This window comes from Curtobacterium flaccumfaciens, assembly GCF_013359815.1.
Classification (GTDB): Bacteria; Actinomycetota; Actinomycetes; order Actinomycetales; family Microbacteriaceae; genus Curtobacterium; species Curtobacterium flaccumfaciens.
This window is the reverse complement of the sequence record NZ_JABMCF010000028.1, coordinates 23,221-42,004: the sequence shown is the minus strand read 5'-3', so window position 1 is coordinate 42,004 and position 18,784 is coordinate 23,221. Positions and strand designations below refer to the sequence as shown.

Sequence of the window (18,784 nt, the reverse complement as noted above, 5' to 3'; positions counted from 1 at the left end):
GAGGATGAACCGGGTCCCCGCACCCCTGCTGGCCCTCACCGCGATGGTGTCCGTCCAGCTCGGCGCCGCGATCGCGAAGACCCACTTCGACGACGTCGGCGCGGTCGGTGCCGCCACGCTGCGGCTCGTCATCGGCGCCGTCGTGCTCGCCCTGGTGGTCCGTCCCCGCGTCCGGCACTGGACGCGGGCGCAGTGGCTCGGTGCGGTCGGCCTCGGCCTGGCGCTCGGCGGCATGAACGTCTTCATCTACCTGTCGTTCGCGAGCATCCCGATCGGTGTCGCCGTGACGATCGAGTTCCTCGGGCCGCTCGCCCTGTCGCTCGTGCACACCCGGCGCTGGCGCGATGCCCTGTGGGCCGTGCTGGCGCTCGCGGGGGTCGTGCTGCTCGGCGTCGGCCCGACCGCGGTGACCGAGGTGGGCGGGGTCGTCTGGGCGGTCCTCGCCGCCGCGTGCTGGGCGGGCTACATCGTGATGAACCGGCACGTCGGCGCCGCGATCCCCGGCGTCGACGGGCTCGTCGTGTCGATGGTGGTCGCGATGCTCGTGTCGTTGCCGTTCGGGCTCCGGTCCGCAGTGGACGGCGTCGTGCGCGAGCCGACGCTCCTGCTCGTCTTCGGCGCCGTCGCCGTGCTGTCCAGCGTGCTGCCGTACGCCCTCGAGATGCTCGCGCTCCGCCGGATGCCGACACGGGTGTTCGGCGTGCTGCAGAGCCTCGGTCCGGCGATCGCCGCCCTGGCCGGCCTGCTGGTACTGGCCGAGGGGCTGTCGGTGCTCGAGACGGTCGCCCTGGCGTGCGTCACCGCCGCGAGCGTCGGCGTGACGTTGTCGGCCCGTCGCCGACGCGGCGGACCGGTGGGGTGAACGAAGAGGAGGCCCGGATCACGTCCGCCGACGGCGGTGCGTGATCCGGGCCTCCTGAGAAGACCGTCTACTCGTCGCGCAGGAAATCTGCGTACGTGGGTTCCGACTGCTCACCCGACAGGAGGGCCGGATCGTTGATCCGACGCTCGACGTAGGCGCTGATGACCTCGGGCGGGGTGAGCACGTGGGCGACCCAGGACGGCACCGCTGCGTTCTTCATGGTGCCTCCTTCGTGAGCACGGGTCCGGATCGAATGCCTCGATCAGTGAGTTACTTGCTGAACCCGCGTTCGCTAAACCATCCTCGGAGTGCGGGTGGAAGTCAACGCAGTGCGTTCTGCGGACTCCGGTTCGCGCTGTCCCGGTCGGCACGGAGCGTGCGGTGCTTCACCGCGGAGCGCCACACCCATGCCTCGGCCTGCTGCCCGAACTGCGCCCACTCCACCAGCACGGCGTCCCGGGTCCAGCTCTTCGCGAAGGCCTTCACCCGGACGTGGAAGGTCGGGAACTGGATCCACGCCCAGACCGGCTTCGGGGTGACGGCGTGGCAGACGTCGCCGCCGCGGGCGTCCTCCGACAGGGAGTACGCGCGCGGACGCTCGACCTCCGGGTGTTCCGGGGGCTGCCACCGGTTCTCGCGACGCCGTCCCACGACGGTATTCGAACGTGTGTTCGAACGGCAGTCAAGTCGACCGCGTCGTGTGGACGACGACCTGGCGTCGGACGGGCGTGTCGTCGGCGGGCGGCGAGCCGGGGCGGATGGGTACGCGTTCCCACCTCGTTGACGGTTCTGGTTCACGATCCCCGGGCGGCGCGAACCGGAACCGTCATCGCGCGGACACGAACGTCCGTCCCTCGCCGGGCGGAGCAGCGGGAGTCGACGCGCACTCCGGCTCCGGCTCAGCCCGCGCGAGCGGCCAGGCGCTCGGAGCGTCGGCGTGCCTGCTCCGCGGGGTCCGGCACCGGGGCGGCCTGGATGAGCCGTCGTGTGTACGGGTCCTGGGGCGAGCGCAGGATGGCGTCGCGGGTGCCGTGTTCGGCGACCCGGCCGCCGTGCAGCACGACGACCCGGTCGCACAGGGTGTCGACGACTGCGAGGTCGTGCGTGACGAACAGGCACGCGAACCCGAGGCGCTCCTGCAGCTCGCGGAACACGTCGAGCACGCGGGCCTGCACCGACACGTCCAGTGCGCTCGTCGGCTCGTCGGCGATCAGGAGGGCGGGGTCGAGGGCCACCGCGCGGGCGATCGCGACGCGTTGCCGTTGGCCACCGGAGAGTTCGTGCGGGTAGCGCTCGGCGTACCCGCCGTCGAGACCGACGTCGGCGAGGAGCCGTTCGACACGCTCCTCGACCTGCGCCGTCGGCAGCCGGAGGATCTGGCGGAGCGGCTCGGCGACGGTCTGCCCGACGGTGTACCGGGGGTTGAGCGACCGGAGCGGGTTCTGGAACACCACGCCGACGTGCTGGCGCATCTGCCGTCGGGCGGCTCGTCGTGCGCCGGCGACGTCGGTGCCCTCGACGACCACCGAGCCCGAGGTGATCGGCGCGAGGCCGACCGCGGCCCGGCCGATGGTGGTCTTGCCGCTGCCGGACTCCCCCACCAGGCCGACGATCTCGCCACGGCCGACGGTGAACGACACGTCGTCGACGGCACGGAAGCGCCCGCGCAGGGCGCCGCCGTACTCGACCACGAGGTGCCGGACGTCCAGGACGGCGGCCGGGGGCGCCGTGGCGGAGCCGAGCCGGGCCTCCAGACCGGACCCGGTGCCCATGCGCGGGACCGCAGCGAGGAGTTCGCACGTGTAGTCGGCGGACGGTGCGGCGAAGACCGCCTCGGCGGTGCCGGTCTCGACGACGCGGCCGCGGCGCATCACGACCACGCGGTCGGCGAGGTCCGCGACGACGCCCATGTCGTGGGTGATGAGCAGGATCGCGGTGCCGGTGCGCTCGCGCAGCGCGCGGAGGACGTCGAGCACCTCGGCCTGCACGGTGACGTCGAGGGCGGTCGTCGGCTCGTCCGCGATGAGCAGGTCCGGGTCGGCGGCGAGCGCCATCGCGATCATCACGCGCTGGGCCTGCCCGCCGGAGAGCTCGTGCGGGTACTGGCCCAGGCGGCGTTCGGGTTCGGGGACCTCCACGGCGCGGAGCAGCTCGAGCGAGCGTTCCCGGACGGCGGAGCGGTCGTGCTGGCCGTCGGTGCGTCGGACGGCCTCGGCGAGCTGGAACCCGATCGTGAACACCGGGTTCAGGGCCGCGGACGGGTCCTGGAAGATCATCGACACGCTGCGACCCCGGACCGACCGGAGGGTGCGCTCGTCGGTGCCGATGACCTCGAGGTCGCCGAGCCGGATGCTCCCCGAGGCGTGCGCACCGTCGGGGGCGATGCCCATCGCGGTCATCGCGGTCATGCTCTTGCCGGAGCCGGACTCCCCCACGACCGCGACGACCTCGCCCCGGGCGACGGTGAACGAGGCGTCGTCGACGGCGCGGACGACCTCGCCGTCGACGTCGAACGTGACGGTGAGGTGCTCGACGGTCAGGACGTCGGTGGTGCCGCTCATGGGGTCTCCGGAGGGTCAGTGTCGTCGCGGGCGGCCTTGAAGGCCTCCCACTCCTCGAGCATCTTGCGGTGGTAGCCCTGCAGCCACTGCATGTAGTCGCGGCCGTTGAGCAGACGCTCGCGGACCTCGGCGTCCACGTCGCCCGTGCCGGTGCGGCCCGCACCCTCGACGACGGCGAGCCCGCGGCCGATGATGTCGCGCTGCCGGTCGAGGTACTTCCGTTCGCTGGCGAGCCAGGAGCCCCAGACGTCGGCCTCGGCGCGGAAGTAGTGACTGCGCTCGCCGGGGACGATGTGGCGCTTCACGAACCCGGAGTCGACGAGCCGTCGGGTGGCCATCGACACCGACCCCGAGCTGGCGCCGAGCGCTGCCTGCAGGTCGGACGACGACGAGTGCGGTGCGCGGGTCATCATCAGGTAGCCGAGCACCCGGGCGTCGGTGAGGGGCATGCCCGCGCCGTCGTTGAGCATCAGGGCGAACTCCTCGACGAACGCCTGGCGCTCCGGTCCGAGCAGCCGGTCGTCGTCGGCGTCGGTGCCGGCGCCGTCGGTGCCGTCGGTGCCCCGGTCGTCGGTCACGAGGCCAGCCCGGCGGCCACCTCGGGTCGCTCGTCCGGGATCGACCACGGCTCCTGCGACATGCCGCCACCGCCACGGATCGCCCGCACGGTGCCGTCCTCGTCGCGGGTGTAGGTGATGTCCTCGTCGACCGAGCCGAAGCGGCTGCCGTGGGTCATCCGCAGGGTGTCGGCGTCGACGACCTCGAGCCGGGTGGGGGTGTCCATCGGCTCGGGGCCGGACGGGTCGACCTCGACGAGCCGGTCACCGATCCGGGCGACGTCGGTGACGCCCCACGGGTTGGCGAAGCGTCCGGTGAAGGCGGCGGTGTCGACGTCGTCGGGTACCGGGGTCCCCGGGGCGTCGGCGTCGGCTGCGGCGTCGAGCATGGCGATGACCGCGGTGGCGATGACCGTGGCGGGTCCGGCGGCGGCACTCGTGAGCACGGACACGACGAGCCCGGACGCCGGGTCGAACATCGACTGGGTGATGTGGCCCGGGAACCCGCCCGAGTGGCCGCGGATCTCGCGTCCGCCGATCCGGTCGACGATGAACCCGGCACCGTAGCCGCGGGCCGCGGGGTCGTCGGTGGCGCTCCATGCCTTCCGCTGCGCGAGGCGCTTGGAGTGGTCGTCGAGCAGGGTGCCCTGCCCGATCACGTGCTGCGAGAAGTAGCGGACCAGGTCGGACGCGGTGCCGTGGAAGCCGGTGGCGGCGGCCATCGCGCGGGTGTCGACGTGGTCGATGCGCTGCCGGTGCCGGGCGGTGTGGAAGCCGGTGTACCCGACCACGAAGTCGTCCGCGCGTGCGGGGTCCCAGTCGGGGCCGGTGTTCCGCAGGCCCAGGGGTTCGGTGATCGACTCGCGCACGAAGTCGTTGTACGACTGGCCGGACACCGCGGCGATGACCAGGCCGAGCAGGGAGTAGCCGAGGTTCGAGTAGTTGAACGACGAGCCGGTCGGCACCTTCTGGCCGCGGTCGAGCACGAGCGCCAGGAGTTCCTGCTCGTCGGGGAACGGACGGAGCAGGGACCAGTAGTCGCCGTCGTGTCCGTCGCGGATGACGCCGGCGCCCATCTCCATGAGCTCGCGCAGGGTGGCGTCGGCGAGCGGGGAACCGCCGTCGACCAGTGCCGGGACGTACGTGCCGACGGTGTCGTCGAGCCGGAGCGACCCGCGCTCGGCGAGCTGCAGCAGGGCCGTCGCGGTGAAGGTCTTCGAGTGCGAGGCGATGCGGAACAGGTCGGTGGTGGTCAGGCGGCGCCCGGCCTCGACGTCCGCGTAGCCCCAGGCCTCGTCGAACAGGACCTCGCCGCCGTACCCGACGGCGACCTGCACGCCGGGCACCCGCAGCTGCCACACCTTGTACGACACCCACTCACGGATGTAGGGCAGGGTCTTCCGGTACGCGGAGAGGGTGTCGGTCACGGTGGTCCTTTCGAAGGGCGGTGGTTCGAGTCTGGCGCGTCGGTCGCGACGGTGCCCGCCGCGACGCGGCGTGTGCCGTGCCATTCAGCGCCGACGTGGGTCGAGCGCGGCGCGCAGCGTGTCGCCGAGCGCGATGACGGCGAGCACGGTCACGGCGAGGAACGCCGCCGGCGCGATGAGCATGTGCGGGGCCCGGAGGAACTGCGACGTCGCCGCGGACAGCTGCAGCCCCCACGAGATCGCCGGACGCTCCAGCCCGATGCCGAGGTAGGTCAGCGACGACTCGGACACGATGACCCCGCCGACGGTGATGGTGGCCAGCACGAGCAGCGGCGAGATCGACGACGGCAGCACGTACCGGGTGGTGATCCGCCACGTCGACAACCCCATCGTCCGGGCGGCGAGCACGAACTCGGCACCCCGGACGCTGCGGACGCTCGACCGCACGAGCCGGGCCATCGTCGGCCACCCGAACAGGGCGAGCACGAGCGACACGGTGAGCACCGACCGCTCCCCCACGCTGTTCAGCACCACGACGGCGCCGAGCAGGAACGGGAACCCGAGGAACACGTCGGTGAGCCGGGCGAGGACGGCGTCGACCCACCCGCCGACCATGCCCGCGACGGTCCCGACGACGACCGCGACCATGCCGGCGAGCAGGGTCGTGAGCACCGCGACGGCGATCGACGACCGGGTGCCCCAGATGACGTTCGCGTACACGTCGCAGCCCTGCAGGTCGAAGCCGAACGGGTGCCCGGCGGTCGCTGACGCCCCGCTCCGGCCGAGGTCGCACACCCGGGGGTCGCCGTGGCCGAACAGCCCGGCGAACAGCTGCGGGAACGCCGCGACGAGCAGGACCACCACGAGCACCGACGCGGGCACCCAGAACCCCGGCGTCCGTGCGGCGGCGAGCAACGGGCGGCGCCGGACCCCGACGACGGGGTCGACGGTGGCACCGAGGGCTTCGGTGGTCATCGGGAGGCTCCTGTCCGGACGCGCGGGTCGAGGGCGGCGTGCAGCAGGTCGACGAGCACGCTCGTGACGAGGAACACCAGGATGAGGGCGGTCGAGATGCCGACGACGACGGCGCCCTCGTGCGAGCGGATGCCCTGGAACAGCAGGTTCCCGACGCCCGGCAGGTTGAAGATGCCCTCGATGATGACGGTGCCGCCCATCAGGTACCCGAGGTCGGTCGCCAGGTAGGTGGCGGTGGGGATGAGCGAGTTCCGCAGGACGTGCACACCGACGATCCGGCCCGGCGCGAGCCCCTTGGCGCGGGCCGTCCGCACGTAGTCGGCGTCGAGCGTCTCGATCATCGACGTCCGGGTGAGCCGGGACACCGCGGCCAGGCCGAACAGGGCGATCACGAACGCCGGCAGGACGTACGCGGTCGGCCAACCCGCGGTGACGCCCGCGACCGGGAACCAGTGCAGCCGCACCGAGAACACCAGCTGCAGGGCCACGCCGAGCACGAACACGGGGACCGCGCCGACGACGATGGTGCCGACGAGCACCGTCTTGTCGAGCACGGTGCCGCGCTTGAGCGCCGAGACCACGCCGAGCCCGATGCCGAGGACGATCTCGAGCACCCACGCGCTGAGCGCCAGCGTGATCGTCACCGGCCACCGCGAGGCCATCTGCTCGCCGACGGACTGCCCGTTGAAGTCGGTGCCGAAGTCACCCCGGAACAGGCCGCCCAGGTACTGCACGTACTGCAGCCACAGCGGCTGGTCCAGGTGGTACTCGGCCCGCAGCGCCCGCACGACCGAGTCGGTGAGGGGGCGCTCGCCGCCGAGCGCCTTGATGGGGTCGCCGGGCAGCGCGAACGTCATCGCGTAGATGAGGAAGGTCACCCCGAGGAACACGATGACCAGGCCGCCGAGTCGGCGACCGACGGCGAGCGTCGGACGCATCACGCGCCTCCCGACACGGCCGCCGACACCGGACGGGAGGCGCGGGTCGGGTCCGCCACGTGCGCCGCGCAGGCGAGGATCGCCCCGTACTGCACGCCCACGAGCTTCCCCACCGGGATCGGCTGCGCACCCGTCGACGCGTCCGCCTGCCAGCGCGCGTAGCGCTCGGCCAGGCGGTCGCGGAGCCGCCGGAGCGGCGCGGACGCCGTACCGGCGGTCGTCTCCGCCTCGACGGCGCGCAGGAGCATGCCGCCGTAGCGCAGGCGGAAGCAGCGGACGAGGTCCTCGCAGCCGAAGCGCTCCGCGACGGTGGCCGTCCGGTCGGCCGGTTCCCGTTCGGCGCGGCGGCGGTCGGTGTCCGCCATCCCGACGAGCATCGGGACGAACGCCCGGGAGGCCTCGACGAACGGGGACGGGATCGAGAGCATCGGCGACGCCTCGTCGAGGAACGCCTGCAGCTCCGCACCCGAGGCACCGAGCTCGACCGCGCACCGGCGCAGCAGGTCGGCGTACGACTCGCCGGTCGGGGTCTGGTCGTCGGCGTCGGGGTGGCTCCAGTACGGCAGCTCGGCCACCATGCAGAGGGCCCCGTGCCGCATCGCCCACGCCGCACTCGACCCGCCGTGGATGTGTTCGCCGGGGTCGACGCCGAGCTCCTCGAGGTAGGCGTACGCCGTCTCGATGCCGTCCATCGCGAACACCGCCGGGGCGAGCTCCCGCAGGTACGGGGACTCCGGCTCGCCGGTGTCGAGCGGCAGCCCGAGTGCGGCCGGCACCGCGTGCAGGGTGTCGACGACGTCGGGCAGGTCCTCGGACAGGTAGTAGTAGACGCCGCCCATCTCGCCGTTGTGCAGGCTCACGAGCAGGTCCGGCTCGGTGTCGTCGATGAGCCGCATGAACGCGAGCGTCTCGGGCAGCACCTGGTCGAAGTACACCGACTTGTAGCTGTTCGGGAACGTCCACTCGACCTGGCTGTCCGGAGCGGGTCGGTAGAAGTGCCGCGAGTAGAACACGCGGTCGTGCGGGTCGTGGAACCACGCCTCGTTGAGCCGCATGCCGTCCGGGTCGATCGTCGGGACGATGTGCCAGGTGACGTCGAGGGCCTGCACCCGCTCGTCACCGAGGGCCGTCTCGGCGAGGTGCAGCGCCGTCCACGAACCGATCGGCTCGTTCGGGTGCACCCCGCCGACCACGACGGCCGCGTGCGACCCGGTACCGATGCGGTAGCTGTGCAGGGGTTCGCCGAGGCGGCTCGTGCCGATCCGGGTGACCGTGACCCGGTCGGGGTGCGCCGCGGCGAGCGCGGCGAACCGGGCGTGCAGGTCGTCGACGACCGGGAAGCCGTCGCGGTCGGGGACGTCGCGGACCAGGTCGAGGACGGTGTGCTGTTCCATGCCCCGCCCTACTTCACGGCGATCTGCGCGATCACGGGGCTGCCCGCCACCGCCGGCAGCTTCGCGATCTTGTCGCTCGTGACGTACGAGTACTTGTCGAAGAAGGTCGGGACGATCGGGAAGTCCTCGAGCACGGCCTGCTGCGTCTTCGTGTAGTACCCGTTCGCCTCGTCCTGGGACCCGGCGGAGTCGGCCTTCGCGAGCAGCGAGTCGACGTCGTCGGACTGGTAGTAGCCGGTGCACGGAGAGCAGCCACCGGCCGTGGTGAACAGCGCACGGAGCGTGTTCTGCTGGCTGATGTACAGCGCGCCCCAGTGGCCGAAGTGCGGGCCGGCGACGGTCTTGTCGGTGAGCTCCGAGTAGTAGGACGCCCAGTCGGTGGTGGCCTTCGCCTCGGCGTCGACGCCCAGGTTCTGCCGGATCTGGTTGGCGTACGCCTCGTACAGGGAGTCGAGGCCGGTGCCGCCCGGGTAGACGAGCGTCATCGTGCCGTCGAACCCGCCGGCACTGGCGAGGAGCTTCTTCGCCGCTGCCGGGTCGAACTCGCAGGCGTCGCCGCAGATGCCCTCCTCGGTGCCGGACATCGACGGCGGGGTGAGCGCGGTGGCCGGTTCGTACAGGCCGCCGTAGATCGCGTCGTTGACCTCGTCACGGTCGATCGACATCGAGATCGCGCGGCGCACGTCGGGGTCGGAGTACCGGTCGTCCCACAGCGGGAACCCGAGGTAGTCGATGCCGGGGGCGTCGAAGGAGTGCAGGCGGTCGCCGAAGTCGGCCTTCGCGCTCGTCATCTTGTCGGTCGGCAGGAACAGCACGTCGGCGTTGCCGGCCAGGACGTCGGTGTACGCGGTGTTCATGTCGGAGTAGCTGCGGAAGGTCACCTCGTCGGTGACGGGCTTCGTGCCCTCGTAGTCCTTCCAGGCCGTGACGGTGAACTCCTGGTCCGCCTTCCACGCCTTCGTCATCTCGTACGGGCCGTTGCCGATCGGCTTCTTGTCGTACGCCTTCAGGTCGTCGTACGCGGCCTCGGGCATCGGGTAGAACGCCGTCTGGGCCTGGCTGAGCTGCAGGGGGAACTGGCTGTCCGCGTGGGTGAGCGTGACCGTGAAGGTGTCCTTGCCGGTGACCTTGAGTCCCGACATCTCCTTGGTCTTCGGGGTGCCCTTCGCCGGGTTGAGGTCGGTGTACCCGACGATCCCGGCGAGCTGACCGCTGTTCTCCCACGCGTTCGGGCCGTAGGCGACGTGGTTCCAGGCCTTCACGTAGCTCTCCGGTGTGACGGCCTCGCCGTTCTGGAACGTCCAGCCGTCCCGCAGCGTGATCGTCCACGTGGTGGCGTCGTCGCTCTCGACGCTCTTCGCCGCCACGTACCGCAGGTCACCGTCGGCGTCGGTCTGGGTGAGCGGCGCGAAGACGCTCATCACCTGGTCGAAGGCCACGGTCTGCCGGCCCGGGGTCAGGTGGTCGGGTTCGCCGGTCGCGTAGACCAGGCTCGAGGGAGCGTCGTCGTCGGCCGCGCCGCCCGCCGAACAGCCGGTCGCCACCAGTGCCAAGGTTGCCGCCGCGGCCAGCGCGGCGATCGTCCTGCGTCGCATGATCTCTCCTCGATCGGGTGCGGCCGGATCCCTGCCCGGTCGTCGTGGTGGGAAAGCTAGGACGGTTCGAATCCCGACCACAAGACTTCTTTCAATGCGCTCTGAGAGTTTTACCGCGCAGAAACACTGACGAAACGACACCCGTCGCGCGACCGGGCCCGTTGTGCCACGCTCGGAACATGCGCCACACACCGCACTTCCTGATGACCGAGGTCGACGAGGTCCGACGCCTCATCACCGGGAACCCGTGGGCGACGATCGTGTCGCACACCGAGGCCGGGCTGGTCGCCTCGCACTACCCGGTCCTGCTCGAGACCCCCGGCCCCGACGACGACCCGGACGCCCTCGTCCTGGTGTCCCACGTCGGCCGCCCCGACGAGGTTGCCCACGAACTCGGACGGCACGAAGTCCTCGTCGTGTTCCAGGGTCCCCACGGCTACGTCTCCCCCGCCTGGTACCCGCCGGAGCAGTTCGTGCCCACCTGGAACCACGTCACCGCCCACGTCTGGGGCACCCCCGAGATCCTCTCCGACGACGAGAACTTCCGGGTGCTCGGCGAACTCGTCGACCACTTCGAGCGGGTCATGCCGTCGCCCGTGTCGTTGCAGATCGACGAGGAGACCGCCCGCCGGATGGCCAAGGGCACCGTGGGCATCCGGATCCGCGTCACCCGGTTCGACGCCCGCGCCAAGCTCTCGCAGAACAAGGCTCCCGAGGTGATCGACCGCATCGTCGCCGGGCTGCGGGGCGACGGCCCCTACGCGTCGCCGGCGCTCGCCGACGAGGTCGAGCGGGTCCGGCCCGTCCCGTCCCCGGCGAACGGCCTGGAGGCGCCGTGACGGAGATCCTGCTCCGCACCGTCCGGCGTGTGGGCACCTCCGGAGCCCCTGCCGACGTCCGCATCGTCGACGGTCGCGTCACCGAGATCGCACCGACCGGCACGCTCGACCCCACGAGTGTCGACACCGACGTGGTCGAGGCCGCCGGCGCCTGGCTCGGCCCGGGGCTCCGCGACCACCACACGCACTTCGACCAGTGGGCACTCGTCCGCCGTCGTGTCGACGTCACCGGCTGCGACTCCGCCGAGGCGACGGCCGACCTGCTCGCCGCCGTCGCGCGGGCGGGCGTGACGGACCGCGTCCTGGTCGGACACGGCTACCGCGACGGGATGTGGCCGCGCCCTGCGCGACGCGAGCTGCTCGACCACGCCGCCCCGGGCCTCCCGGTCGTCGTCATCAGCGCGGACCTGCACGCGGTGTGGTGCAACGCGCTCGCGCTCGCGCACTTCTCAGCTGCTGTCGGTCGCCCGCTCGAGGCGGGCGAGGACGGGGTCCTGCGCGAGCAGGACGCGTTCGACGTGACCGGTGCGCTGTCGCAGGTGCCGGACGACCTGCTCGACGCCTACGTGGCGGACGCTGCCGAGGCTGCGGCCGCCCGCGGGGTGACGGGTGTCGTCGACCTCGAGATGCGCTTCGGGCTCGACCGCTGGCGCCGCCGGATCCACGCCGGCACCGACGCGATCCGGGTCGCGTCCGGGGTGTACCCGGCCGAGCTCGACGAGGCCATCGCCCGGGGGCTGCGCACCGGCGACGTGGTCGACGGCACGCGGGGCCTGCTCACGATGGGACCGTTCAAGGTGGTCACGGACGGGTCCCTCGGCACCCGGACCGCCGCCATGACCGACGGCTCCGGTGTGCTCGCCTGGCCGTTCGAGGACCTCGTCGCGATCACCCGCCGTGCCGTCGACGCCGGACTCGTCCCCGCGATCCACGCGATCGGCGACCGGGCGAACACGCTGGCGCTCGACGTCTTCGAGACCGTCGGGGCCCGCGGCACGATCGAGCACGCGCAGTTGCTCGTCGACACCGACGTCGACCGGTTCGCCCGGCTCGGGGTCGCCGCGTCCGTGCAGCCCGAGCACGCCATGGACGACCGGGACATCGCCGACCGGCACTGGGCCGGGCACACCGACCGGGCCTTCGCGTTCGCGTCGCTCGCACGGGCCGGAGCGCGCCTGCTGCTCGGCTCGGACGCTCCGGTGGCGCCGCTCGACCCGTGGGTGTCGATGGCGGCGGCCGTCGGTCGGGACCGCGACGGGCGGGACCCGTGGCACCCGGCCGAACGGCTCTCGGCACTCGTCGCCTGGCAGGGGTCGACCGACGGGCGCGTCGGGGTGTCCGTCGGCGAGGTCGCGGACCTGGTGCTCGTCGAGTCCGACCCGCTGGCGTCCTCGTCCGCCGCACTGCGTGGCATGCGGGTGCTCGGGACGGCCGTCGCCGGACGGTTCACCTACCGGGAGCTGTGAGCGGGCGGGCGTGCCCGTGCCCCGTGGGCTACTTCTGGTCCTTCGGGCACCAGTAGAGCTTCCGGCCGGCCATGTCCGCCATCCGGATCTCCGTGCCGCAGACGCGGCACGGCTCGCCCTGCCGGTGGTACACCCAGTGGCGGTCCTTGCGGGAGCGCAGGGCCTTCTTGTGGTCGGCCTCGGACAGGTCGTCCATCGTCATCATCAGGCCGTCGCGGACGCCGTCGTGCAGCAGCTTCGACCAGTCGGCCCAGAGCGCCTTGGCCTGCTTGACGGTGATCTTCTTGCCCGGCTTGTACGGGTCGATGCGCTGCCGGAACAGCAGTTCGGCGCGGTAGATGTTGCCGATGCCGGCCACGACGGACTGGTCCATGAGCAGCTGCCCGATGGCGACGTTCCGACGGCGGACGTTGTCGACGAAGGTCTTCTCGGCCTCGGGCCCGTCGTCGTTCATCGGGTCGGGGCCGAGCTTGTCGAGGGCACGCTGCACCTCGGCCGGGGTCTCCACGACGCACGCGGTCGGGCCGCGCAGGTCGGCGACGGTGTCCTCGGTGAGGATCCTCACCCGGACCTGGCCCACCGGGTCCGGCGGGAAGGACTCGATCGGGTCCTCCGCCTTCTCCTGCTCGGCCATCCGGTAGCGGGCGAGCCGCGGTGCGCCGATCGAGCTGAGCGACTCTTCGCGGTCGTCGTCGTCGGACAGCGCCTCAGCGGTGGAGATCACGCCCGCGAAGTCCCACGCCCCGTACAGCCCGAGGTGGACGCGGAGGAACAGGTCGCCCTCGAACTCCAGGAACATCTGCTTCGCCACCGCACGCGCGGCGATCATGCGCTTGCCGTCGAGCTGCGCGGCCCCGGCGGCGAAGCGACCTTGGGGGCTCGACACCTCGCAGCGCTTGCCGACGAAGTGCCGGGTGAACTGGTTGGCGATGCGGTGGACGGAGTGACCCTCGGGCATGACTACCGTTCTACCCGGTACCCCTGACGGGCCGGACTACGCGTCGATCTGGCGGCCGGCGATCAGCCCGGTGGTCTCGTACTCGGCGAGCTGGGCGATGCGGCGGGCGTGGCGCTCCTCGCCGGAGAACGGCTCGGCGATGAACAGGTCGACGAACCGGATCGCCTCGTCCTCGGTGTGCTGGCGGGCGCCGATGGAGATGACGTTGGCGTCGTTGTGCTGCCGGGCGAGCAGGGCGGTCGACTCGTTCCAGACGAGCGCGGCGCGGATGCCCTCGACCTTGTTGGCGGCGATCTGCTCACCGTTGCCGGAACCGCCGAAGACGACGCCGAGGGCCTGGACACCGGCGCGCTGGTCCTGCACCACGGCGTGCGCGGCGTTGATGCAGAACGAGGGGTAGTCGTCGAGCGCGTCGTACTCGGTCGGACCGTGGTCCACCACCTCGTGCCCGGCTTCGGTCAGGTGGGTTGCGAGGGTCTTGTTGAACTCGAGGCCGGCGTGGTCCGTTCCGAGGTGGATGCGCATGGAACCGATCATATTCCTGCGGCTCCGAAGCTCGGACCGCCAAGGACTACGGTGCGCGGACCACGACCACGAGGTACCGGGTGGGGTCCTCACCCGGGTTGCTGTAGACGACGTCGGCGGGGTCGCCGAGCTCGATCCGGTCCCCCGCCGCCAGGCGCGTCGGCTCGCCGCCGACGACGACCTCGAGCACGCCGTCGACGACCCAGATGCAGTGCCGCAGGAACGCGTAGGCGGACGCCGGGTAGGCCACCTCGCGGCCGGCCGGGAGGCGCACCTCGGTGACGTCAGCGGGGAACGCCGCGCTCGAGACCGGACGGCGGCGGTACCCGGTGTCGGGATCGGTCCAGGAATCGGCGGTCGCGCCGCGCTGGACCCCGCGCGCCTCGTCGGGGTCCGTCACCCTGGGCACCTCGTGCTCCAGGGCATCGTCGAGGAGCTGCGAGATCGTCAGGCCGAAAGCACCGGACAGGCGACCGAGGATCGTCGCGGTGGGGCTGGAGACCCCGCGCTCGACGCGGTTGATCATCGCGCGGGAGACGCCGGACTCCTCGGCCAGCTCGGTGAGACTCCACTTCCGCTCGGTGCGGAGGCGCTGGAGGCGTTCACCGAGCGCCCGCTGCTCCGCGACCGAGGTGTCGTCGGCGCCGGTTGCGGGATCGGAATACGCGTCGTCTACGATGTGAGACATGACGACAGCATATGCGACGAACGGGGTCGTGATCCGCGACTGCACCCCGACCGACCTCGACGTCGTGCACGCCCTGCACGTCGATGCCGTCCTGCACTCCACGGCCATCTGGCAGGACACCCCGCACCCGCGTGCGTACTTCGACGGGTGGCTCGCCGAGCGGCAGGGAGGCGGGTACCCGGTGGTCGTGGCCGAGGTCGACGGCGTCGTGGCCGGCTACGCCACGTACTCGCAGTGGCGGCAACCGGACGGGTACCGGCAGACCGTCGAGCACAGCGTCTACGTGGTCGAGACGTTCCGCGGCCGGGGCATCGCGACGACCCTGATGGCCGAGTTGGTCGCGCGGGCCACCGCCGAGGGGCGGCACGTCATGATGGCCGGGATCTGCAGCACCAACACGGGGTCGATCGCCCTGCACGAACGTCTGGGGTTCACCACGGTCGCGGTCGTGCCCGAGGTCGGACGCAAGTTCGACCGCTGGCTCGACCTGACGCTCATGCGCCTGCCGCTCGTCTGACGCGACTGGCGGGGCGGGCGCACCACGGGCCTCCCGGCCGCCCGTCGACGAACGGAACCTGGTTCCGGACACGGAACCACGCGATCCCGCGGTGCTGTGTCCGGAACCTGGTTCCGGAGCGTCAGTCGGTGGTGTCGAAGATCGGGCCGACCGTGCGCGAGCGCTTGAGCTCGAAGAACCCGGGGTACTTCGCGACGGCGACGACGCCGTCCCACAGGTCGAGCGCCTCCTGGCCCTTGGGCGCCGGGGAGATGACCGGTCCGAAGAACGCGGTGCCCTCGACGGCGATGACCGGCGTGCCGACGTCCTGTCCGACGCGGTCGATGCCGTCCTGGTGGCTGACGCGCACGGCGGCGTCGACCTCGTCCGTCCAGGCGTACTCGAGCAGGTCGGCGTCGAGGCCGAGCTCCGCGAGCACGGCGGGGACGACCTGTTCCGGGTCGGACTCCTGGCGGTGGTGGATGTGCTCGCCGAGGGCGTCGTACAGCGGCTTGACGACGTCCTGCCCGAGCCGGAGCCTCGCCGCCGTGACGATGCGCGGGTAGACCTGGCCGGCGTGCAGGCGCTCCTTGTAGCTCTCCGGCACGTCCTGGTCCTCGTTGAGGACGAACAGGCTCATCACGTTCCAGGTCACGTCGAGGTCGCGGTGCTCGGCGACCTCACCCACCCAGCGGCTCGTCATCCAGGCCCAGGGGCAGTTCGGGTCGAACCAGAACTCCACGGCGGTGCGCTCGGTGGTGGGGTCGGTCGGGTTGTCCACAGTCGTCTCGGTCACGATCCGAGCGTACGCGGCGTCGCTAGGCTGGAACCCATCGTCCCGCCGGCGCACGACGCCGTCCGGGGCCCCGTACGCGGACACCGATCGTCCGCGTCCCCAGCGAAGATGGAGCGTTGCGTGCCCGGAGAGAACCTCACCCGAATCGAAGCCCAGGAGCGCGCGGCCGTCGTCGCCGTGCAGACGTACGACGTCGAGCTCGACCTGACCCGCGGCGCCGACAGCTTCGGCAGCACCACGCGGGTGCGCTTCACCGCCACCGCCGGCGCATCGACCTTCATCGACGCCATCACGAAGACCGTGCACTCGATCACCCTGAACGGCACGGCGCTCGACGTCGCCGCGGTGAACGACGGCGTGCGCATCCAGCTCGACGACCTGCAGGAGCAGAACGAGCTCGTGGTCGTCAGCGACGCGCTGTACACGAACACCGGTGAAGGCCTGCACCGCTTCGTCGACCCGGTGGACGACGAGGTGTACCTGTACTCCCAGTTCGAGGTCCCGGACTCCCGCCGCATGTTCGCGGTGTTCGAGCAGCCCGACCTGAAGGCCGAGTTCTCCTTCACCGTGACGGCGCCGTCGCGGTGGCAGGTCGTCTCGAACTCCCCCACGCCGGAGCCGCACGTCGACGGCGACGTCGCGACCTGGGCCTTCCCGCCCACCGCGCGCATCTCGAGCTACATCACCGCGCTCGTCGCCGGCCCGTACGAGGTCGTGCGCGACGAGCTGACCAGCCGCGACGGCCGCACGATCCCGCTCGGAGTGTTCGCGCGCAAGTCGCTCGCCTCGTACCTCGACCCCGAGTACGTGTTCGACATCACGAAGAAGGGCTTCGCGTACTTCGAGGAGAAGTTCGACGTCGCCTACCCCTTCGACAAGTACGACCAGCTGTTCGTGCCGGAGTTCAACGCCGGTGCGATGGAGAACGCCGGCGCGGTCACCTTCACCGAGACCTACGTGTTCCGGTCGAAGGTCACCGACGCCATCAAGGAGCGCCGGGTCGTCACGATCCTGCACGAGCTCGCCCACATGTGGTTCGGCGACCTGGTCACCATGAAGTGGTGGAACGACCTGTGGCTCAACGAGTCCTTCGCCGAGTGGGCCTCCACGATCGCCACGGCCGAGGCCACCGAGTGGACCGAGGCCTGGACCACGTTCCAGGCGATGGAGAAGTCCTGGGCCTACCGCCAGGACCAGCTCCCCTCGACGCACCCGATCGTCGCGACGATCAACGACCTCGAGGACGTCCAGGTCAACTTCGACGGCATCACCTACGCGAAGGGCGGCTCGGTCCTCAAGCAGCTCGTCGCCTGGGTCGGCATCGACGCGTTCTTCGCCGGTGTCTCCGCCTACTTCAAGAAGCACCACCACTCGAACACCGAGCTCCGCGACCTGCTCGTCGAGCTCGAGGCGACGAGCGGCCGTGAGCTGACCGAGTGGTCGAAGCTCTGGCTCGAGACCGCGGGCGTCAACACCCTGCGCCCCGAGATCGAGACCGACGACTCCGGTGTCATCACGTCGTTCACCGTCCTGCAGGAAGCCCCCGCCGACTACCCGACGCTGCGCCCGCACCGTCTGGCGATCGGCGTGTACGCCTTCCGGAACGACGAGTCCGCGCCGTTCGGCGCCGACACGGCCTCCGCCGGCGGCAAGCTCGAGCGGGTCCACCGCGTCGAGATCGACGTCGACGGTGCCCGCACCGAGGTGCCCGAGCTCGTCGGCGTCCAGCGCGGCGACCTCGTGCTCCTGAACGACGACGACCTGGCCTACGCCAAGATCCGTCTCGACGAGCACTCCCGGCGCACCGCGATCGAGCACCTCGCGTCGATCGCGAACCCGCTCGCCCGCTCGATCGTCTGGGGTTCCGTGTGGGACGCCACACGCGACGCCGAGTCCCCGGCCAGCGACTACGTCCGCCTGGTGCTGGGCAACATCGCGACCGAGACCGAGTCGACGACCATCCGCACGACGCTCTCGCAGCTGCTGCTCACCGCACGCAACTACGTGGCACCGGGCTCGGTCGAGGCCACGGTCCGCACCGTCGGCGACACGCTCTGGCAGCTCGCGTCCTCGGCCGAGGCCGGCTCGGACGCGCAGTTCCAGTTCGTGAAGTTCTTCGCGCAGGTCCCGTCCACGCCCGAGCACGTCGCGACCCTGCAGGGCCTCCGCGACGGATCGGTCACGCTGCAGGGCCTCGAGATCGACACCGACCTGCGCTGGGAGCTGCTCGAGGGCCTCGTGCTCGCGGGTGCTGCGGACAACGCCGAGATCGACGCCGAGCTCGCCGCGGACAAGACCGCGTCGGGTGAGCAGGCCGCGGCCCGCGCCCGGGCGACGATCCCCACGGCCGAGGGCAAGCTGGCGGCGTTCTCGTCGCTGGTCGACTCGTCCGAGCTGCCGAACGCCATCGTGCGCCAGACCACGGTCGGGTTCCAGCACGTGAACAGCCCGGTGCTGCTCGAGGGCCTCGTGCCGAAGTACTTCGAGGTGCTCACGCGCATCTGGGCCGAGCGCAGCTACCACATGGCGGACACCATCGTCTCGGGCCTCTACCCGGCGCCGCTCGCGTCGGCCGAGCTCCGTGACGCCGCCGCCGCGTGGCTCGAGGAGCACCCGGAGACGCCGGCGCTGCGCCGCATCGTGTCCGAGAGCCTCGCGGGCACCGAGCGCGCACTCCGGGTCCAGGCCGCCGACGCCTGACCCCTGC

General features: G+C 71.4%; 18 protein-coding genes. 5 read left to right on the top strand and 13 right to left on the bottom strand.

Translation table 11 applies throughout. The features are described 5' to 3' along the window. The first annotated feature begins 4 nt into the window (after positions 1-4). A complete protein-coding gene (locus tag HP445_RS01230) occupies positions 5-862 on the top strand; it encodes an EamA family transporter (protein ID WP_128781285.1) in 858 nt (285 codons plus the stop codon). A 67-nt stretch (positions 863-929) separates the two neighbouring features. Here HP445_RS01230 and HP445_RS01225 read toward each other — a convergent pair whose 3' ends face one another. The 9 genes from HP445_RS01225 to HP445_RS01185 all read right to left on the bottom strand — a co-directional run bounded on the left by HP445_RS01225 (position 930) and on the right by HP445_RS01185 (position 10,309). After that, on the bottom strand, positions 930-1,082 hold the full coding sequence (locus tag HP445_RS01225) for a hypothetical protein (RefSeq protein ID WP_017886018.1): 153 nt from the start codon (positions 1,080-1,082) through the stop codon (positions 930-932). Between the two features lie 101 nt (positions 1,083-1,183). Then, positions 1,184-1,513 (bottom strand): hypothetical protein, encoded by a 330-nt coding sequence (locus HP445_RS01220; RefSeq protein ID WP_035807629.1) that lies wholly within the window; start codon positions 1,511-1,513, stop codon positions 1,184-1,186. A gap of 248 nt (positions 1,514-1,761) precedes the next feature. Continuing rightward, the gene (locus HP445_RS01215) at positions 1,762-3,423 is read right to left on the bottom strand and encodes a dipeptide ABC transporter ATP-binding protein (protein ID WP_128781284.1); all 1,662 of its coding nucleotides are present in this window, start codon (positions 3,421-3,423) and stop codon (positions 1,762-1,764) included. Further along, positions 3,420-4,001, bottom strand: a complete 582-nt coding sequence (locus tag HP445_RS01210; protein WP_111033454.1) for a GbsR/MarR family transcriptional regulator — start codon at positions 3,999-4,001, stop codon at positions 3,420-3,422. The genes HP445_RS01215 and HP445_RS01210 overlap by 4 nt, the downstream gene beginning before the upstream one ends. Further along, the gene (locus tag HP445_RS01205) at positions 3,998-5,407 is read right to left on the bottom strand and encodes a serine hydrolase (RefSeq protein WP_241660461.1); all 1,410 of its coding nucleotides are present in this window, start codon (positions 5,405-5,407) and stop codon (positions 3,998-4,000) included. The genes HP445_RS01210 and HP445_RS01205 overlap by 4 nt, the downstream gene beginning before the upstream one ends. Positions 5,408-5,491: 84 nt before the next feature. Continuing rightward, complete coding sequence (locus HP445_RS01200) at positions 5,492-6,382, bottom strand: ABC transporter permease (protein WP_128781282.1); 891 nt, start codon at positions 6,380-6,382, stop codon at positions 5,492-5,494. Next, positions 6,379-7,320, bottom strand: a complete 942-nt coding sequence (locus HP445_RS01195) for an ABC transporter permease (RefSeq protein ID WP_128781281.1) — start codon at positions 7,318-7,320, stop codon at positions 6,379-6,381. Before HP445_RS01195 ends, HP445_RS01200 begins: the two co-directional genes overlap by 4 nt. Beyond that, entirely contained in the window at positions 7,320-8,714 is a 1,395-nt protein-coding gene (locus HP445_RS01190; protein ID WP_128781280.1) for a M14 family zinc carboxypeptidase, read from the bottom strand. The genes HP445_RS01195 and HP445_RS01190 overlap by 1 nt, the downstream gene beginning before the upstream one ends. Positions 8,715-8,722: 8 nt before the next feature. Further along, positions 8,723-10,309 (bottom strand): peptide ABC transporter substrate-binding protein, encoded by a 1,587-nt coding sequence (locus HP445_RS01185; protein WP_217499637.1) that lies wholly within the window; start codon positions 10,307-10,309, stop codon positions 8,723-8,725. Between the two features lie 179 nt (positions 10,310-10,488). On the opposite strand from HP445_RS01185, the gene HP445_RS01180 reads away from it, so the two are divergent. After that, a complete protein-coding gene (locus HP445_RS01180) occupies positions 10,489-11,148 on the top strand; it encodes an FMN-binding negative transcriptional regulator (protein ID WP_128781279.1) in 660 nt (219 codons plus the stop codon). Continuing rightward, a complete protein-coding gene (locus tag HP445_RS01175; RefSeq protein ID WP_128781278.1) occupies positions 11,145-12,614 on the top strand; it encodes an amidohydrolase in 1,470 nt (489 codons plus the stop codon). The genes HP445_RS01180 and HP445_RS01175 overlap by 4 nt, the downstream gene beginning before the upstream one ends. 28 nt (positions 12,615-12,642) lie before the next feature. Here HP445_RS01175 and HP445_RS01170 read toward each other — a convergent pair whose 3' ends face one another. The 3 genes from HP445_RS01170 to HP445_RS01160 are packed head-to-tail and all read right to left on the bottom strand — an operon-like array spanning position 12,643 to position 14,785. After that, positions 12,643-13,572 carry an Fpg/Nei family DNA glycosylase gene (locus tag HP445_RS01170; protein WP_071246661.1) on the bottom strand — a complete coding sequence of 310 codons (930 nt, stop codon included), beginning with the start codon at positions 13,570-13,572 and terminating at the stop codon, positions 12,643-12,645. 36 nt (positions 13,573-13,608) lie between these two features. Continuing rightward, entirely contained in the window at positions 13,609-14,097 is a 489-nt protein-coding gene (locus tag HP445_RS01165; protein ID WP_027464669.1) for a ribose-5-phosphate isomerase, read from the bottom strand. A gap of 46 nt (positions 14,098-14,143) precedes the next feature. Next, entirely contained in the window at positions 14,144-14,785 is a 642-nt protein-coding gene (locus tag HP445_RS01160; protein WP_128781277.1) for a helix-turn-helix domain-containing protein, read from the bottom strand. Here HP445_RS01160 and HP445_RS01155 point away from each other — a divergent pair. Beyond that, entirely contained in the window at positions 14,784-15,302 is a 519-nt protein-coding gene (locus tag HP445_RS01155) for a GNAT family N-acetyltransferase (RefSeq protein WP_128781276.1), read from the top strand. The two genes, HP445_RS01160 and HP445_RS01155, sit on opposite strands and share 2 nt — an antisense overlap. Positions 15,303-15,423: 121 nt before the next feature. Here the strand turns inward: HP445_RS01155 and HP445_RS01150 are convergent, their stop codons facing one another. After that, positions 15,424-16,077 (bottom strand): mycothiol-dependent nitroreductase Rv2466c family protein, encoded by a 654-nt coding sequence (locus HP445_RS01150; protein ID WP_307810221.1) that lies wholly within the window; start codon positions 16,075-16,077, stop codon positions 15,424-15,426. Between the two features lie 120 nt (positions 16,078-16,197). On the opposite strand from HP445_RS01150, the gene pepN reads away from it, so the two are divergent. Next, positions 16,198-18,777 (top strand): aminopeptidase N, encoded by a 2,580-nt coding sequence (gene pepN, locus HP445_RS01145; protein WP_128781275.1) that lies wholly within the window; start codon positions 16,198-16,200, stop codon positions 18,775-18,777. The last annotated feature ends 7 nt before the right edge of the window (positions 18,778-18,784 follow it).

Bases quoted from the DNA above. Each gene is read 5' to 3' on its own strand.
- HP445_RS01230 (WP_128781285.1), top strand. From the start codon at position 5: ATGAACCGGGTCCCCGCACCCCTGCTGGCCCTCACCGCGATGGTGTCC.
- HP445_RS01225 (WP_017886018.1), bottom strand. From the start codon at position 1,082: ATGAAGAACGCAGCGGTGCCGTCCTGGGTCGCCCACGTGCTCACCCCG.
- HP445_RS01215 (WP_128781284.1), bottom strand. From the start codon at position 3,423: ATGAGCGGCACCACCGACGTCCTGACCGTCGAGCACCTCACCGTCACG.
- HP445_RS01200 (WP_128781282.1), bottom strand. From the start codon at position 6,382: ATGACCACCGAAGCCCTCGGTGCCACCGTCGACCCCGTCGTCGGGGTC.
- HP445_RS01195 (WP_128781281.1), bottom strand. From the start codon at position 7,320: ATGCGTCCGACGCTCGCCGTCGGTCGCCGACTCGGCGGCCTGGTCATC.
- HP445_RS01190 (WP_128781280.1), bottom strand. From the start codon at position 8,714: ATGGAACAGCACACCGTCCTCGACCTGGTCCGCGACGTCCCCGACCGC.
- HP445_RS01185 (WP_217499637.1), bottom strand. From the start codon at position 10,309: ATGCGACGCAGGACGATCGCCGCGCTGGCCGCGGCGGCAACCTTGGCA.
- HP445_RS01180 (WP_128781279.1), top strand. From the start codon at position 10,489: ATGCGCCACACACCGCACTTCCTGATGACCGAGGTCGACGAGGTCCGA.
- HP445_RS01170 (WP_071246661.1), bottom strand. From the start codon at position 13,572: ATGCCCGAGGGTCACTCCGTCCACCGCATCGCCAACCAGTTCACCCGG.
- HP445_RS01165 (WP_027464669.1), bottom strand. From the start codon at position 14,097: ATGCGCATCCACCTCGGAACGGACCACGCCGGCCTCGAGTTCAACAAG.
- HP445_RS01155 (WP_128781276.1), top strand. From the start codon at position 14,784: ATGACGACAGCATATGCGACGAACGGGGTCGTGATCCGCGACTGCACC.
- HP445_RS01160 (WP_128781277.1), bottom strand. From the start codon at position 14,785: ATGTCTCACATCGTAGACGACGCGTATTCCGATCCCGCAACCGGCGCC.